Origin of the sequence: Chryseobacterium paridis, assembly GCF_016595215.1 — a bacterium.
GTDB lineage: Bacteria > Bacteroidota > Bacteroidia > Flavobacteriales > Weeksellaceae > Chryseobacterium > Chryseobacterium paridis.
Genome location: NZ_JAENHK010000010.1, coordinates 249,344 through 269,964, shown reverse-complemented (window position 1 = coordinate 269,964; position 20,621 = coordinate 249,344). Strand labels below are relative to the sequence as shown.

Genomic DNA, 20,621 nt, shown 5'->3' with positions numbered 1-20,621 from the left:
GAACACCCATAATCATTTTCTTCTGTGTTAAAATAATTTTTGACATGGGTGTTTCATATGTTTTATAGTGTATTTAGTGTGATGATTAAAGTGTTTGTTTTATATTTTCTTCGGTATTCATTTTAGTTAACCATTCCGTACAATATGGTGTATTCACAATGGTAAAATGATTGGCCTCTGTAGGGATGATCTGCACCTCGCCGAAATATTGATCCCAGCCTGCAGCAGCGCCCTGATCTCCCCAATCTTCACCTGAAAGCTTAGTATTATCTGCTTCTACGAAAATTAAAGTTTGATCCAGTTTTTCTTCCATCTTGTAAACCGCTGAAATAGAGGCCCGGAATACTTCCCACATTCTGGCTACTGTTTTAGCTGGAAGTGTATGCACTGTATCGCAGATAAATGGCATGTAATTCTCCTCCGGCAGCTGCTGAACAAAGTCTTCTACTGCTTCGTCACTCAACCATGGCTGACTGAATTGGATCAGCGATCTGAAATAGGTTCCCAATTTCTGAGCTTCCTCTAAGGAATTGAAAGAAGAAAGCGGATCCGTGAAGCAATCCAGGAAAATAACTTTTTCAATCTCAATACCGGATTCTTTTGCCTGTCTGATCATCTCATAGATTACGATACCTCCATAACTGTGTGCCAGTAAATTGATTCCACCAATCACTCCTGTTTGTTTAATCTGTTCCAGGTTATAAGATGCCATTGCTTCAATACTTGTATTAGGAGCTTCATCCGCTGTAATCCCTTTCATCTGCAATCCATATACAGCTCCTTCTCCAGGTAAATTACCTGCCAGGGTAAAGTAACCTTCTGTAGATCCAAGCGCACCTGGAATAACAAAAGTTACTTCTTCCATATTCCCTTCTCTTAATGTTAAAACAGATTCTTCACCGGACTCTTCATTACCATTGATCAGTATTTTAATTCCAGCGATCGTTGGATTCTTCATGATGTGGATCAGCTGAATGTCTTTATCAAATGTAGTATTGATCTTATGAGCCAGCTGAATCATCGTTAACGAGTTTCCACCCACATCGAAAAAATCATCATGAATACCTACCCTATTTAATTTTAATAGCTTGATCCATATCTCAGCCAGCTCGTGTTCTGTTTCATCCGATGGTGCTGTAAACTCACTTTCAGCAATATCATTTGGATCAACGCTTGGCAAAGCTTTCCGATCGACCTTACCGTTAGAAGACAACGGAATTTTATCGATTTCAATGAATATGGAAGGAACCATATATTCAGGCAGATGAGCTCTTAAGTGTTTTTGCATTTCTTCTTTGTCAAAAACATCATTAGCTACAACATACGCAACCAGTCTCTTATTTCTGTTCTCGTCTTCTACAGTCAGAACCAAACCTTGTTTTACGAGCGGAGATAACTGCAAAATAGTTTCCACCTCTCCTAATTCAACTCTGAACCCATTGATCTTAACCTGTCCGTCCTGTCTTCCAAGGAATACGATAAATCCGTCAGGATGCTGGCAGCCAATGTCTCCGGTACGATACAATTGTTTCTGCATTCCGGGATGCATTATAAAGCTTGCTGCAGTCTTTTCTGGATCCTGGTGATAGCCCTTAGCTACACCAATTCCGCCGATATAAATATCTCCGGGTACATTCACTGGACAAGGAGAAAGGTTGGTATCTAAAACATACATTTCCTGATTGCCCAAAGGATACCCATAAGGAATACTCTTCCATGACGGATCAATCTCACCGATCGGATAATGAATAGACCATATAGAACCTTCTGTTGCTCCACCCAGACTGATCACAGCACTGTCTGGATTAATCTTTTTTATCCTGCCTGGTACGTCCAATGGAATCCAGTCTCCACTCATCCAGTACATTCTCAAGCTGGAAAGATGCATTTCAGCCGTATCTTCCTGTCTTTCTATCAACAAATTAACGATCTGAGGAACTGAGTTCCAAACGGTCACCTGTTCTTCTTTGACATAACGAAGCCAGATATCCGGATTCAATCCTTCTATTTCCAAAGGTAGGATCAATGTTGCTCCACAGGCAAATGTTCCGAAAATATCGTAAACAGAAAGGTCAAAGTTGAGATCGGATATTCCAAATACCTTATCGTCTGAAGTAATGCCAAATCTTGCATTCATATCATACAAGGTATTGACAGCCCCACGATGATCAATCATCACGCCTTTCGGTTTTCCGGTAGACCCTGAAGTAAAAATAATATAAGCCAATTCTGTATCCGGAACTTTTATGGTTTCATGATCCGCTGACTCGTCGGCAAAAGTGCTTTCTTCAAGCAGGATTATTTTCACTTCTTCAGAGCAGCTTACCTTGTCCATATAATCTGGTTGTACCAAAACAATGGTGGATTCCGTCTGTTTAATCAGTTCATTCATTCTGTTTTCAGGCAGGCTGCCTTTAACAGGAATATAATGTCCACCAGCTTTCAGAATTCCCAATACGCCCCAAACCTGCTCTAAGCTTTTATGGGAAACCATCGCAACAGGAGCATTAGCCGGAAGGCCTGATTTTACAAGTGCTCCCGCTAAACGATTCGCCATTTCATTTAATTCTGCATAGGCAATTCGTCTCCCATCGTGCACTACTGCAATTTGATCAGGGGTTTTAAGGACCTGCTCTTCGAAAAGATCAGATAATGTTTTATGTTTCGGATATTCAACCGCTGTGTCATTTCTTTCGTGAAGGAAGTAATTGATTTCTTCTTTAGATAGAACTTCATACGTTTTTATCTTTCTTGCTGTATTTTCCAGAACACCATTCATTAGCTCCATGAAATATCCCATATGTTGTTGTATCAGCCCCGGACTGAATACATCCTGATCATATTTCAGGCTTACAATGATTTCTTTTCTCAGATCCTGTATTTCCAAAGAATACACGTGAGCCGTTTCCTGATATACTTCATCATAAATTTCAATACCGGAACCACCACCCGTTAATATTTCATCAAAAATGTTCTGATAAATGAATGATACTTTGAACGGTGTTTCTCTATTACCTGAACGGTCTAAATTCAGATCTGATAATAATTTAGGCAAAGGATACGCTGCATGAGACATTCCATTGATCATTCCTTTCTGAATATTTTTCACCAACTCTGCAAAAGTCTGGTCTCCAGATACCTTGTTTCTCAATATCATCATATTGACATAATAGCCAATACTGTTTTCATATTCCTTTTTAGGACGTCCTGCAGTAGGCATTAAGATCAACAGGTCTTCTTCTGTGGTCAATTTATGAAGCAACATTGCATAGATCCCTGAGAATAAAGCAGAAAGATTGACTTTCAGCTTTTTGCCTAATTCTTTTAGCTGATTTACCTTCTCCTGACCAAGCTTCATCCTTTCAATACCAATCGTAGTAGTTTTGGTACTGTTCTGCTTGTACAGATCATAAGGCAAATTGAGTATGGGTAATGTTCCTGATAGGTTCTTTTTCCAATATGCCAGACTTTTCTCTCCCTTCTTACTTAGAATGAAATTTTTTTCCCAGTCTACGTAACTGAAATAGGCTAAGTCAGGTTCTTTGGCCACTAATTTCTCTCCGTTTAAAAGCTTCTGGCATTTTTCAAAAAGAGAAGCTATAAACACAGAGCTTGACATCCCATCAAAAATGATATGATGAAATACCAATAGAATATAATTATTATTGGCGGCAAGGTCTCTTCTGACGTATAATCTTACCGGTAATTCTGTTTCCAGATTGAATGGTTTTCTTACCAGACTCCATGAAACTTCATTGATGTTCTGACCTTCGGCAAGCTCTTGATCATTCACTTCAACTTCTGATACATTTTGAATTTGATTATAAATCTCTCCGGTTTCATCAGTAAGAAAACGGGACTTAAGAACCGGATATTCATCAAGCGTTAGCTGAAATGCTTTTTTCACGACATCATGGTCGACAGTTCCCGGAATGATAAATGATACAGGAACATTATAATTTGCATTTTCAGGTTCCAGTTGCTGTATAAACCAAAGTCCCTTTTGACCTTCTGAAAGCGGATATCTTGGAGATTCTTCCTCCTGAATTTCTTCTGTTTCAGTGATGGTATTATCCGATAATGCTTCAGGCTGATGAACGGCTGTTATTTTCTCCTGATATTCTTCGAGAAGGAAATCAGCCAGATCATTGATCGTTGGATAGTTATAGAAAACAGCAGGAGTCAGGTCCGTATCATAGAAATCATTGAGTTCATTAGAATACTTGATCAGTAAAATGGAGTCAAATCCGTAATCACTCAGTTTTTCATCCCTTTCAATATCGCTTTCGGATAATTTCAACAGCTGAGCTGTAATCTCCAATAATTTCGATGCGACTTTATCCTGTAGTTCAGCACTTTTAGGCATAGCATGCGCTTGTAGCTGTTTCTGTTTTACGACTAATCTGTTCAGTAATTGAGATCGTATTTTATCAACTTTTCCATAGGTAACAATTCCCTGGGTGTAACGGCTTCCTAATAACTGATCAAAAATGTTAATTCCAACCGAATTAGGTAAAGGAGACAATCCATACTGTTTGTCTAAATATTCCTGACTGCCCTGATCCATTACCATTCCACCTTCTTTCCAGAATGGCCAATTGATGCTGATCGTTTTCCCTTGTCGTTTCCCTTTATTACGTTCAGATTCCCTGTACACGGCATAATTATCCAGATAGACATTAGCGGCTGCATAATCTGCCTGGCCTGCATTTCCTGTGATGGCTGCCAATCCGGAAAACAGAACCATAAAATCAAGAGTTTCATCTTTGGTGGCTTCATCAATGTTTTTAACGCCATTTACTTTAGCAGCAAAAACTTTTTCAACTTCATCAGGAATTTTATTGACGATCAAACTGTCCTGAGTTACCCCTGCACTGTGGATGATTCCATCTATTCGGTGGTATTTTTCTTTAATCTGATCCAATAAACTCACAACCTCTTCTTTGTTGTTCACATCACAACTGAAGTAATCTCCATGAGCAAGACCCGCAATGAAAGCTTCTTTTTCTTCATCTAACTGACCTCTTCCTGTTAGGATCACTTTCGTTTTTGGTATTTTGTTGATGTGGGTAGCGAATAATCTGCCTATTCCTCCTGCTCCCCCTATGATCAGATACACTCCGTCTTCTTTAATTTTTAATCCGTCATTATCCGAAATATTAATTTCGTTAAGTTTTTTCACTTTTCTAAGCCCGGACTCATAACGGATCTCTGCATCGGCAGTACCTAGTTCTGTCTGTAAAATTGAGGTCAGTTCCGGTGCATCTTTTACAGAAAGTCGATCCACACTGATGATCTTCCCTGTGATTCCCGGATTTTCAAGACTTGCTGTTTTGAGCAGTCCCGATATAAAGCCGTAATCCAGGTAATCTGCAATACAGCAAACGATCAGTAAATGGGACGTATTTTTCTCTAATGCTCTTTTTTTAATTACGGACATCACATCGATCAGGTAATCTTCGGCAACTGCCCCATCAATCGTTGTGGTTTCAATTCCCAATTCTGTTTTAAGGTTTTCTGCGAGCTGTGCCGGGCTGTCTACCAACAAGACCATTGGAATCGCTTCGTTTTCCTGTCCAGCAAAGCTTTCTGCAGCGCATTCTTCCCAATTCATCGTAAATATGCATGCATCAGTTGCCGTGTCTGACCATTCTGTTTTCTCAGTTCCATCCACCGGAAGGGTAACAAAATCATGAAAACTCATCAATACTTTTCCATGATCATCCAGAATATCTACATCATAGGTAATCACAGATCCATTTCCCTGATTGGCTTTGCTTTTTCTGGCATAGCTCCAGATATTAAGAGGTAGTTCTTCATAGAACAAAACTTCTTTAACACTAAATGGAAGCTGAGTAGCCGGTTTTTTATCGATAAAGCCCATTCCCATACAGGTTTGCAATGCACTATCCAAAAGACCCGGAGAAACACTGAATCCTTCTAATTTTGGTAATGTAATTTTAGACAATGCTTCTGAGGATGAGTAATACAAATGCTCAATTCCCATGAAACTATCTCCGTATTGAAGTCCCATCTGTCTGAAAATATCATAACATGTTGCTCTGTCCACACTCTCTGATAGTCTGTTTTGAATAGATGTAAGATCAAATGAATTCTTCACTGGCAAAGTCTGCGTTGAAATACGTCCTTGGCTATGAAGCTGCTCCTCTCCGTTTAATGAATAGATCTCATAAGTAAGATCATCATTAATGCTTTTCAAACGAATATGCACCTCTTCTGCCTTTCCATTGACGCGTACAGGACTCATCCATGCGATATTTTTAAGAACGGTTATTTTTTCTGACAAAAGCTCGGTTCCTGAAGTTCTTGCCATTTCAAGGTAAGCTACGCCAGGTAATATGATCTCATTCTGTATTTTATGATCACTTAAAAATTCTTCGTTTCCTGTAAAAGTACTGGAGAACTGGAAAGATTTAACCGTTGAGGTATTACGGTGGATCAGCGGATGCAGATAGCTTGTTTGCTGACGGTTGACAACAGATCTAACCTCCGGAATCCAATAACTCTGACGGGCAAAAGCATATGTAGGAAGACTAATTTTATTCGGACGTTGTCCCTGATACAATAAATCCCAGTTGATGACCACTCCTTTTGTCCACAACAGTGCTAAAGATTTGATCTCGCCATGGACAATGGCATAGTCGATGTATGCCTTACCCGCTCCGCCTTCTAATAAAAAGTCTGCTTTATCTTTTTTGATGTTTCCGGTCATCAGGTTTTCAGTATTGCCTTTCAGGAATCCGTCCAACTGAAGCATCAGATCGGCCTGATCTACAGCGAGTACAGCCAAACGTTCTTCCATCGGCTCTCTTCCGATCTGTAAAGTATAAGCAATATCCTGAATATTAGTTCGTGGATTTCTTTCTAACCAAGACAGCAAATTACCAACCTGGTTTTTAAGTCTTTCTGTATTTTTTGCAGAAATAATGATCAATGCGGATTCTGTAGAAATCGTTGACACTTTATTTTCCGGATACTCTTCAATCACCATATGGACGTTCGTTCCACTAAAACCAAAACTGCTGATGGCCGCTCTTCGTGGTCCCTGATTTTCTGTTTTCCAATCAGTTAATTCACTTCCTACCTGGAAAGGGCTATTGACAAGATCAATTAAAGGATTGCATTCCTCGAAATTCAAGGTGGGTACCAATTGTTTATGTTTTAAAGAAAGCATGATCTTCAGAACACCTGCTACTCCTGCAGCAACTAATGTATGACCGATATTGGTTTTAACGCTTCCGATTCTGCAATACTGTGTTTTTTCTGTATACTTTCTGAAAGCATTTGTCAAGGCATCCAGCTCAATAGGATCTCCCAGACTGGTTCCCGTACCATGTGCTTCTACATAGCTGATGGTCTCAGGATTAATATTGAACTTTTTATAGACTTCCTTTTCAAGTTCCTGTTGTGCCAGAACACTTGGTGCTGTAATTCCATTGGAAGCTCCATCCTGATTGGTTAAGCTGGCTTTGATCACCCCATAAATCCTGTCTCCATCGCGTTCTGCATCAGCAAGACGTTTCATGATCACAACTCCTACCCCTTCACCCGGTACAAATCCATCCGCTTTTTTATCAAAAGTATGGCATTGTCCGGTGGAAGACATCATCCCGGCTCTGCTGGCCAAAGAATAAAAACCAGGCGTTGTCATGATATTGATTCCACCCGCAATAATCAGGTCGGTTTCTCCTTTTTGTAAGCTGCTGCACCCCATATCCATCGCCAAAAGAGAACTTGAGCACGCTGTATCCACAGAAATTGCAGGTCCTTTCAGATCTAAGAAGTAAGATATTCTTGCTGCTAATACAGCACTGGAATTCCCCCACATTACCGAAGCTTCCTCACATTCCCGAATATTGTAATCACTTGGAGCAACTCCTGCATATACTCCACATTTGCTGCCTTTTAAGCTTTTCGGATTGATCGCTGCATCTTCAATGGCTTTCCAACAATGCTCCAGGAACAAACGCTGTTGCGGATCCATCATTTCGGCTTCATTTCCTGAGATTTTAAAGAATACAGGGTCGAACTTATCAATATCCCTTAAGAAACTTCCTGTCCATTTTGGTCCTTCATTGTGGGTATATCCCTGCCATCTATCTGCCGGTACATCACCGATCAGACTTTTTCCATTTTTCAAAACTTCCCAAAATGCATCCAGATCGTTGGCAGCACCAAACTGTCCGCTCATCCCAATGATGGCGATATCATTTTCATGGCGATATACTGGTTCCTGAGCTTTAACAGAGGTAGTAAATCTTGTTTTCAAAGGTGTTTCCATTTCAGGAACTGAAGCTTGAACTAAAGTTTCAACAGCCACTTCAACCTGTAATGCTTCGCTAAAGTTTTGCATCAAGTGCTCAGCAAGCTGCTGAATGGTTCCATAGCTGAAAATATCTGTGGACTTTAGATCCACTTTCAGTTTTTCATTGATATTTTTGATGAGTTCCATACTCAGGATGGAATCAAAACCATAGTCCATAAACTGGCATTCTATATCAAAATCGCCTGGTGGAAGTTTGATTAAATCGGCAGCTATTTTGGTCAGCTGCTGGATCAGGCTATTATTATCTATTGTTTTTTTCATAACAGGCATTTTCTGTTTTGGTGCGGCTGTAGTCTGTTGTGTAACAGGAGGCACCATTTTGATTTCATGTTTTTTTTCTGGTTGTTTTATTTCGGAAATGATCTTTCCATCGCTGGTAGCACAAATGATCTGTTGTGAAAGGACTTCTCCATGAGGATAACTTATTGCTTGAAGATAACCCGTTTCTTTCAACACATTTTGCCAGCTTTCTGATGATAGTCCCGGACTTCCCTTCAATCGTATTCCGCGGTCTTCATACAGCCACCATCCGTCTAATAATCCGAAGGTTAATGTGGTAAATATTTCTGTACGTGCTATTTCATTCATGATCAGTAAACCATCTTGTTTTAATAAAGCTTTGATATTATTCAGCGTTACGGCCATGTTTTTAGTAGCATGCACTACGTTAGCACCAATTACAATATCATAACTGCCTAATTCAATCTCTTGATCGGAAGGATCCGATTCTATATTCAAAATAGCAGTTTCCAGATACGGCGCCATTGTTTTAAACTGTTGCTCCGCATAATGAAGGAAACTATGTGACAGATCTGTATATAAGTAGAAAAGATGGTCTTTGTAAGGCTCCAACGCTCTGAAAACAAACTGGCTAGTTCCTCCTGTTCCTGCGCCTACTTCTAATATTCTGATCTTTTCACCCGGTTTCAAATAAGGAATACTGGCAGCAACACTATTTTTGATGATTCCTGTCAACAAATCGTTAAAGTAATCGGATTGCGCATTTCCTTTATAAATACCGCTTACGTAGTCCATGCTTCCTCCGGGAAACATCACTGAAGTAGCCAGTATTTTTCCTGTTATGATTTCTATGAAGGACTCCAGACAAATTTTAAGCAGGGTTCCATGAGGATGATATTCCTGTCCCTTCATCACAAGCTCACTCATCTGCTGTTCAAAATCGAAATTATTAAGAGCGCCTTTTGTTTCCTCAGTCACAAAAACCTGAGCGTCTTTTACGGTTACATATCCTTTTGTCTCCAATAAATGAATCAAAACAAAAAATAACTGTTCGTATTTATCACTAATAGAAAGCTGAGATCTCAAACTGCTGATTGTTTGACCCGTAGTCTGCTTTTCTTCCAGTCCAAGTTGAAGTAATACTTTCAAGATTCCTTTACAACAAAGCATTTCAAATATCTGATCCTGTTCATCTGCTTTTGGATAAACAAGGGCATCCGCTTCTTCCATTTGTAATACAGAGCTGGATTTAACTTGTGAAATCTCTTTCTCATGATGCATGGTTGGCATAGCAGCAGCTGTTGCAGCAGAGAGTTTCAGAGCAACGATCTGTTGTTCATTGCTATTTAATACCGTTTCGAGTAAATGCATTCCTTCTTCCGTCTCTATGCTTTCAATACCTGCCTGCTTCATTTTTTCTTTGTACCCATCTGCAGATACAATACCGATCTCACCCCAATATCCCCAATTGATGATTCTAACAGGGATATTCAACAGATGGTTTATATTAAGAGCATAACTGTCTTTAAAGGAACACCCTGACGCATAATTAGCTTGTCCCGGAGCATGTACCAAAGATTGTGCTGAGGAATAGAAACAGATAAAATCAAGAGGTTCGTTTTTGAATATATGTACTAAATTCTGGCTGGACAGAGATTTAGGCATAAACGCTTTTTTAAAATCATCTTCAGTCATATTTTTCAAAAGCATATCATGCAATACAATCGCTGAGTGAAACAGACCGTGAACCTCGCTGTTATTTTCTTTAATTAATTTATAAGCTTTTTCAACCTGTTTTGGATCAGTAGCATCACATTGATAATATTCAGGCTTTTGACCCAATGTAGCAATCTCCTCTTGCGCGATCAGAATATCATGATCAACCGCTCTTCTTCCCAACCAGATGATCTTCGCCTGATAGTTCTTTACCAGGTATTCTGTAGTTGCTTTTCCTAATCCTCCTGCACCCCCTAGCAATACATAAGTTCCTCCATTTCTAAATGTTGAAGAATTTACTTCAGGTAATACAATAGGATACAAATGTTGTCTGTAATAATGCCCGTTTCTCAAAGCAGTAACTGCATTTTCTTTATTATCAAGACTGATTGCAAATAGATCTGCCCAATTGATTTTCACAGGATTTTTCAATGCAGATACATCCAGATCAATTCGGTTAACTGACCATTGAGGCTGTTCTTTTATCAAAGCTCCTGTCATTCCTATCATACCACTGCCTGCCGAAGTTACCTCACTATCCGGTAAAACCTTTTGTGTATTAACAGTTAATACTGTAATTCTCAAGTCTTTGATTCCCGCATCTAATAATTGCTTTATGCTTGTAAATACGGCCAATTCTCTTGCAGAATGATCATCCATTAATGAATCATCCGCTATTCTAGATAATCCCTGTAAAAGATAAACACCTACTACATCATCAGGAACTGCATCTAAGGTTTCTGTAGTGAACACCTCTGCACCCTGATTCGTTAGCCATTTTCCAAGTTCTTCACCGAATACAGGATCTGAACCTCCGGTAACAAGGATCTGTTTTCCTTCTACTAAAACTGGTTTTTCCGGCTGAGCAATTATTCTGTCCCACATAGGTTTGTGAGCAATAGATGAAGCTATACCTGAAGTGCTTTGAGAGGTAACCTGAGGTGATAATATCAAATCCCTGAAATGCAGTAAAACAGTTCCTTCTTCATCCATAATATCCATTTGACAACAGAAAGCCCCGCTTTGCTTTTTCTCAAATGTTGCATGGCACCAGATCACTGAAGGTAATGTTCCAAAAATGGTTATCTCGGCTGCATCTGAAGGCTGATAAAGAGATTGTTCTCCCTGACTTAACAGCCAACCCGTGCTGGTTTGTACGATATTATCCAATACTCCCGGAGAAAGAATAAATTCATCTGTAACCGGTAATGCGATTTTTGCCAGTGCATCAAGTTTATCGAAATACAATATTTCCACTCCCTGAAAGTCAGCTGCATAAGTTTTACCTGCTTTGGCAAACAAGCTGTAAAGCGCTTCTTTTTCAAGAGAATACTGATAGTATTGTATTAAATCTTCAATATTCTTTTGATCATGGGGCTGTTGAAATTCCGTATTCAGTAAGCCCTGACCATTAAGCTGTGGTTTATTTTCTTTATGTTTTGTGTAGATCTCATACCCGATTTCATTTCCAGCATTAAAGAGGTTGATCTGAACATTGGCAGGAACTCCGTTTACTCTGATCGGATCAACCCATGACACATTCTTCAATTGGGTAATACGTTGACGTAAACTTCTTTCCCCGGCTTCTCTTGCGAGTTCTAATAAAGCCGGAGCAGGCAATTCTTTATAATTGGTGATCTCACATTGTGTTAAGAAATCTTCTTTTCCTGTATAGGTGCTGATAAACTTCTGCTCATTCAGGTCAGAGTCATTGCTATGCAATAATGGATGCAGATTATTCTGACCATATTGTACTATTCCGTCGTTAAAGATTGGAATCCAGTATCGATCTTTTATAAATGGATAGACAGGCAAACTGATTCTTGAAGGCAACCCGTTAGGATAAAGAGAATTCCAGTCTGTATCTACTCCATTTACCCATGCCATTGCTATAGAAAGCAAATCTTTTGTGTGCTGGATGTAGTTTTCATCTTTTTTACGAATATTTCCTCTGATTGGATTCATTGTTTTTTGATCCAGATAATCGCTTAACTGAACCATCAGATCTTCTTTATCTGTCGCAATGAATGCCAGTCTTTCCTCCATTTCTTCTCTACCAACCTGCAAGGTATAGGCAACATCATATAAATCTGCCTGACTGTTTTTTTCTAAGAAATTTTTCAAATTCTCCACCTGTATGGCAATTCTGCTGGCATGTTTTGCAGACAATGCAATGATCACAGGCATTTTATAGTCCAATTTTCGGGCTGGTAAAGCTGTATATTCTTCAATGATGATATGAGCATTGCTTCCTCCTGCGCCAAATCCACTGATCCCGGCGATACGAGGTTTCCCTTCATTTGTTGGCCATGCTTCAAGTTGTTGCTGTACTTTAAAAGGGCTGTTTTCAAAATCAATGTCCGGATTGAGAACAGCAGAATGTAATGAAGGTACCAATTGCTGATACTTAAGCTGTAAGATCACTTTGGTTAATCCTGAAATACCTGCTGCCGATTCACAATGTCCGATATTGGATTTGACAGAACCAATGCTGCAAAACTGCTTTTCTGTAGTTTCAAATGCTCTGTTCAGGCCTGCTATTTCGATCGGATCTCCAAGACTTGTTCCTGTTCCGTGGGCTTCCACATAGCTTAAATCACTCGCTTTAACTCCACTTTTCTCGATCGCAGCTTTGATTACCGCAGCCTGAGCTTTTGGATTAGGGACTGTATATCCATTCGTTTTACCGCCGTGATTTAATGCGGTTCCTTTAATCAAACCATAAATATGGTCACCGTCTTTGATCGCTTCGCTTACACGCTTTAATAATACCGCTCCAACACCTTCTCCAGGTACATATCCATCTCCACCCATACCAAAGCTTTCACAACGGCCTGCACCAGACACAAAACGTCCCTGGCTCAACATCAGGTATTTGTTAGGATGTACGCTGATATTCACTCCTCCGGCAACAGCCACATCGGTATTTCCAACAATCAGATCATTGCATGCTAAATGAATAGCCGTCAGGGAAGAAGAGCACATCGTATCAACAGCCATGCTTGGACCATTGAAATTAAAGAAGTAAGAAATTCTGTTGGCAATACTGCTTGCAATACCGGCTGGCGTTACAAAATTCCCTTTCATTCTTTCTTCAGCACCAAATAACTGGTATTCTTCATACATCACTCCGGCATAGACTCCGATTTTCTTAGCAATTCCGGTTTCTTCATCTTCTGAGCGTATACTTTCTCGGGTGTATCCCGCATCTTCTATCGTTTCCCAAACGGTCTGCAAGAAAAGACGTTCCTGAGGATCCATCAGTTCTGCTTCTCTTGGTGAGATACTGAAAAATAAAGGGTCAAACTTATCAATGTCATTCATAAACCCACCCCATTTGCTATAGCTTTTTCCAGCGCGACCTTTTTCTTCATGATACATTTCATCTGCATTCCAACGGTCAGCCGGAACCTGCGTAATACAGTCTTTTCCGATTTTAAGATTCTCCCAGAATTCTTCCAGGTTATTGGCATCCGGATAACGTCCGCTGATACCGATAATGGCAATATCTTCGTTGGTGTTTTTATTCCCAGATTGATGCTGTACCATTGAAAAACGCTGGCGTCTGTTTTGAACATCAGCAGGTCTCTCAGTTTTTATAACTTCTTTTGTCAAAGGTGCCGAAGCTTTGACTACAGCCAATCCTGTTAATTCTAAAAGTAATGAACGATGAGCTTCCATAAAGTAACCACAAAGCTCTTTCAAGGTCAGGTATTCAAAGAATAAAGTACGGGGTAACTTACCAAACACGTCCTGCAGGCAATTAGAAAGCCTGATCACCAATACGGAATCAATTCCGTACTGCTCAAAAGGAACCTCAGCTTTTAATTTTTCTTCAGGCATTCTCAATTCTTTTGCCAAAAGACCACGCAGGTAAATCATGGATGCATCGTACAGAGATTCATTGTTGACGGAAGTTTCTATAGATGAAGAATAGGATATTTCTTCTGATTTTTCGATCAAAACCATCTCCTCTTTAGTCTGTCCAAACAATACCATTCCCTGAGTAATTCCGCTGTTCATTAAGCTTTCAAATGCCTCAATACCCACATCAGTCGGCATCGGTGCCAAACCAAATTGTTGCATCATAAAGATTTCTGCTTCAGCACTGATGTGCATTCCGCCTTCTTTCCAAAGTGGCCAGTTAATGCTTAAAGTCTTTCCATAACGTCTGCCATTCATCCGTTCGCTTTCCCTGTAATGGGCATAATTATCCATCCAGGTATTCGCTGAAGCATAATCCGACTGTCCAGCGTTTCCATTAACACCCGCTACGGAAGAGCAAGTGATCATAAATTCTAAAAGAAGATCTTTCGTTGCGATATCCAGATTTCTGGTTCCTTTTATTTTAGCCGCAAAAACTTCTTTTACTTCCTTCTTAGTTTTCTGAAGGATCATACTGTCACGAATCACTCCTGCGCTATGAATAATACCGTCAAGCTTCGTATGTTTTTCAATGATATGTTGAATAAGATCATTGACTGCTGACTCATCACTGATGTCACAAGGATAATACAATGCATTATCTAATTGATCAACAGCCTTTTGTTGAGAAGGATTCAATTGTGGACTTCTGCCCGTTAAAATTATTGTTGCCCCTTCTGTTTTATTAAGATATTCCGCAAAGATCAATCCCAATCCACCAGCGCCGCCAGTAATCAGATATACTCCGTCTGAATTGATCTGAACAGGAGCTGTAGAAGAATCAACCAATATATTTTCCATTGACCTTACCTCACGTTTTCCTGCTGAATAACGCACTTCATGGTCTGCGTTCTGTTTTTCATTCATCAGAATACCACCCAATTCTTCAAGATTTTGAAATGCCTGATCTTCTATGCTGATCAGTTTTCCGGTAATTCTAGGGTTTTCCTGGGTTAACGTTTTTAGTAAACCTGTAATAAATCCATATTGATAATACTGATCCTGACTACAAGCAACGACAATATGGGTTGCCTTTTTATGAGGCATTACTGTTTTTGCCAGAGAAAGCATATCCATAAAGAAATCTTCCTCTTTGACTGTATTAATGGCGGTAACCGTTAATGAGAAATGATTGTAAAGATCATCGGCCATGGTCCCGGATCCTCCTGTCAATATGATAATAGGAGTTGATTCGGTAAGGGATTGTGCAGGTTCTGATTCGAGTTTCCAATGATCAACTAATAAGCTAAGTCCTTTCGGAGCCATTTCAGTATCATTAACGCTATCATTGGCTACAAAACCATTCACTGGTAACAATACCAACTCTTTGAAACGAAGAACAACCTGGCCTTGATTATTCAAAAGATCAATATCATAGCTGCTAATTCTCTTTCCAGATTTATTTTTCTTAACGTGACACCACAATTCATCTGTTAAATCCTGATACAATTCTATTTCAGTTACACTGAATGGCAACAGAATTTCTTTGGTGCTTTTTGCCAGCTGCATTCCTATGCATGACTGTAATGCACTGTCAAGAACTCCCGGAGTTAAAACCAAAGCCTGATCCTTTGCTAAGGAAATTTTTGATAAAACCTCGTCTTCATTGTAATACATCTCCCGGATACCACGGAAACTCTTACCATAGTTTAATCCAGATTCCTGAAATAAAGTATAACAATCACTTCCACTTATTGTATGGGCTAATCCTTCTTTGATTGTTTTTATATCTTTCTGTTCAGGAATGATCAGTTCATCAGTAGATACGATCCCTCTGCAATGTACCTGTTCTGTATTATCATTCGTATAGATTTCAAATTCTATTTCATTTTCTGAAGTAAACAGACTGGTAAAAACAGTTTGCTCCTTATCGTTGATCTGAATCGGATGTAACCAGCTAACCTCTTTTAATTTTGTGATCTTTGCCTGTACGGACTGCTCTCCTGCTTCTCTTGCCAACTCCAGATAAGCAACTCCAGGTAATGTTTTAACATCATGTACCAGATGATCCGTTAAAAGCAATTCTTTCCCTGTAAAAATGCTGGTAAACTGCTGTTCTTTAAGGTTAGAAGTATTAATATGCAATAAAGGGTGAAGTTTTGAACCTGTTTTTAATACTAATTCTCCGTCTCCTTTTGGAAACCAGTAACGTTCATTCGCAAAAGGATAAGATGGTAAACTCATGATAGATGGTTTAGCATCATTGTAGATCAGATTCCAGTCGATATTCACTCCTTTTACCCATAACTGAGCTAAAGAATGACTCTCCTTTTCTCTGATGATGCTTTCCAGATAAGCCATCCCAGACTTTCCTTCCAGAGAAATTCCAAGTTGATCATTGTGGATATTCCCAATATATAAATTCTGCGTATCCTTTTCCAGATAACAAGATAATTGTGAAAGCAAGTCTTCTCTATCTTCTGCTATAAAAGCTAGTCTTTCCTCCATTGCTTCTCTTCCCGTTTGAAGGGTGTAAACAAGGTCATCAACATTGATTTCAGAATGATCTTCAATATGCTTTTTGAGGTTCTCAACAATTACCTTTAATCTCTCTTCGTCTTTGGCTGACAATACAATAACCAATGGCATTTGCTGTCTGTAAGAAACATTTTCACCTACATATTCCTCTATGATCAGATGTGCGTTGCTTCCTCCTGCACCAAATCCACTGATTCCGGCAAGCCTTGGTTTACCATTGGCAACCTGCCATTCTTCAAGCTCTTGCTGAACTTTAAATGGCGTATTTTCAAATTTTATGTTAGGATTCAGTATCGCAGAATGCAGAGAAGGTACTAGTTGACGGTGTTGCATTTGTAACAGAACCTTGGTTAATCCTGATATTCCTGCTGCTGATTCGCAATGTCCTATATTGGATTTTACAGAGCCAATGCTGCAGAATTGTTTGTTTTTAGACTCAAAAGCTTTATTTAATCCTGCTATTTCAATAGGATCTCCAAGGCTTGTTCCTGTACCATGCGCTTCGATATAGCTGAAATCTTCAGCCTTTACACCCGCCTTTTTCATGGCAGCTTTGATGACGGAAGCCTGTGCTTTTGGATTCGGTACGGTATACCCGTTGGTTTTACCTCCGTGATTAAGAGCCGTCCCTTTAATTAAACCATAAATACGGTCTCCATCTGCTAATGCCTGACTGTGCGATTTTAGCAATACAGCACCCACTCCTTCACCCGGAACATAACCTTCTCCTCCTTCTCCAAAGCTTTCGCATCTGCCCTTACTGGAAACAAACATTCCCTGACTCAACATCAGATATTTATTCGGATGTACGCTGATGTTTACCCCTCCGGCCAGAGCCATTGTACAATTACCATTCTGAATACTTTCACAAGCAAGATGTATTGCTGTTAAAGAAGAAGAACACATAGTATCTACTGCCATACTAGGCCCATTCAGATTGAAAAAGTAAGATACCCGATTCGCAATACTGCTGATGCTTCCGCCAGGATTTACGAAATTACCTTTTGCATTTTCTTCAGCTCCAAATAAAGGATATTCTTCATACATCACCCCAACATACACACCTACTTGGGGCTGGGTAGCATCCTTATCTCTTCCTCCTTCCAGTTTCTTTTTAGGATACCCTGCATCTTCGAATGTTTCCCAAGCTGTTTGAAGAAAAAGACGCGCCTGTGGATCCATTAATTCTGCCTCACGAACAGAAATGTTAAAAAACAATGGGTCAAAATGGTCTATTTCATCAATAAATCCGCCCCATTTGCTATAGCTTTTTCCTGCTTTTCCTTTTTCTTCGTCATAAAAATCTGTAAGATCCCATCGGTTGGCAGGGATTTCCGTAATACTGTCTTTTCCTGATTTCAGGTTCTCCCAAAATTCTGAAAGATTTTTAGCCTGAGGATATTTCCCCGAAAGTCCGATAATGGCAATAGGCTCATTAACAGCCGATGAATTTCTGCTCATTGATTTCTCCACAACGTGAGAAGCAGGTTTTATATCGCTTTTAACGCCCTCATTGATAGATTTGGAAATAACAGTAGTTTCTTCTGGCAATACTGTTTTTACACCAGTAAGCTCGATCAGTTTTTCAGGGTAAGCATCAACGAAAAACTCGGTGACTTCCGCCAATGTCTGACATTCAAAAAATAAAGTCCTTGGGATATTGCTGAAGATGCTTTCCAAACGATTGGTCAGTTTTGTGATCATGATAGAATCGATTCCGTACTGTTCAAAAGATGTATCAGGTTCCAGCTTATGATTCTTCATTCTGAGTTCTTTCGTCATTACATCTCCTAAATAGATCATGGATGCAGCGTACAATGCTTTGTCGGTTTCAACCGTTTTCTTTTGATTGGTTTTAGGAGTTGAAGATCCATTCATCCATGCGTTTAACTTATCTTCCTCACCATATACCACAACGCCTTGTGATGAAGTGTTGCTCAACAAAGTTTCAAAAGCGGAAATCCCATCAGAAGCAGGCATTGACCATAGTCCAAAATGGCTGACCATATATTTTTCCTGGTCTGCATCGATCTGCATTCCACCTTCTTTCCATAAAGGCCAGTTGATGCTTAAGGTTTTGCCTGTTCTTTTTCCTTGGTTGCGCTCTTTCTCTCTGTGGTTGGCAAAATAATCCAACCAGGCATTAGCAGCAGCATAATCTGCCTGTCCTGTATTTCCAAATACACCTGCTAATGATGAACAAAACATCATAAAATCAAGTTGCTCATCTTTTGTTGCCTGATCTATATGCTGAGCTCCGATAATTTTAGCAGAGAAAACATCATGAATTTCTCCTGTAGTCTTATTGCTTATTAAGCTATCTCGCGTGATTCCGGCACTGTGGATCACTCCATTCAGATGACCATAGGTATTTTTTATCTTTTTAATTAAATCTGTAACAGACTTTAAATCCGTAACATCACAACGTTCATACTGTGCATTTCTAAATCCTTTAATTTTTTCCTGTTGTGTCGGGTTTAATTCGCTTCTGCCTGTCAGGATTAATTGTGTTCCCGGTATCGTATTCAAGTAATCTGCGAAGATCAATCCAAGTCCGCCAGCTCCACCTGTGATCAGGTAAACTCCATTTTCTTTGATCTCTGTTTTTAATCCTAGATTTTCATCAGAAATTCCTGTTAAGCTTCGAACTTCTCTTTGTCCTGATTGATAACGTACTTCCGGCTCATGGTTTCTTTGTTCTTCCTGTAAAATCTCTGTCAATTCATCCAGTTCATTGATCGAAAGACCTTCTACACCGATTGTTTTTCCTTGTACAAGTTGATTTTCCTGTACGGCTGTTTTCAACATCGCTGAAATGAAACCATATTCAAGCTCGTCTGCAACAGGATAAACAAAATGAATCTTCAGTTGAGCAGACTTTTTATTTTGTATTTCTTCTAAAACCTGAAGAAAAACAGACTCTGGTGTTCCTTCGCCAATTGTTTTCACCTCACATTCCAGTCTTTCGTTTAATTTCTCAGCCAATACAGCAGATCCACCAGCTAATACTACCAATGGAGCATCACCTGTTTCAGTTTTTGATAATCCTGTATTGACCTCATCTAAAGCTTCCGCTTTCCAGTTATAATTGTATAAGTGGAGCTCTGGAATCACATTAACGTTATCATTTGTTTTAGCATTTTTTTCCAGAGGTACTACCACAAATTCAGTAAAACGAATTACCAGTTCCCCGAAATTGTTCAGTAATTCAATATCATAGCTATTGGCCAGTTTACCGGATCTGTTTTTGGTTACATAGCACCAGATCTCTTCCGGAAGCGCCTGGTAAATATTCATTTCTCTGACACTGAAGGGCAGCATCAATTGTTGATTCTGATCTGCAAGGCTAATTCCCATACAGGTTTGCAATGCGCTATCCATCATTCCCGGAGTCCATACAAAGCCTTCTGCTGCTGATAAAGCAATTCTTGACAAAGCTGCTTTTCCATTGTAAAAAATTTCCTGGATTCCCTGAAAGGTTTTCCCATACTCAAGCCCAATGGAATTCATTATTTTATAATAATCAGCACCTTCTTTATGGCTTTCGGAATCTTTAAAAAGATCACGAAGATGGTTGATATCTCTTATTTCCGGAGACTGTTGGTCCGCTGTCCCTAAAATTCCTTTGGTATGCAATTGAGTTTCTGTTTCACCGCTGAATATTTCATAGGTTAATCCATCTCCCTGCTCCACCACGTTCATATAAAGCTGAACGGGTGAGTCAATGATCTTAACGGGTTGCAGCCAACTAATGTCCCTAAGCTGAGTGATGTTTTTTCCGGAAACATATTCTCCTGCTGCGCGGGCCATCTCAAGATAGGTGACCCCAGGCAGTACCTTTGTTCCAAGCACTTTATGGTCCGTTAAAAAAAATTCTTTTCCGTTATATATACTGTTGAATTGGTGTTGTTTCATG

The 20,621-nt window shown here is 39.6% G+C and carries 1 protein-coding gene; it reads right to left on the bottom strand.

The features are described 5' to 3' along the window. Positions 1-85 precede the first annotated feature (85 nt). Positions 86-20,620 carry a non-ribosomal peptide synthetase gene (locus JHL15_RS10685; protein WP_200245653.1) on the bottom strand — a complete coding sequence of 6,845 codons (20,535 nt, stop codon included), beginning with the start codon at positions 20,618-20,620 and terminating at the stop codon, positions 86-88. Between the last annotated feature and the right edge of the window lies 1 nt (position 20,621).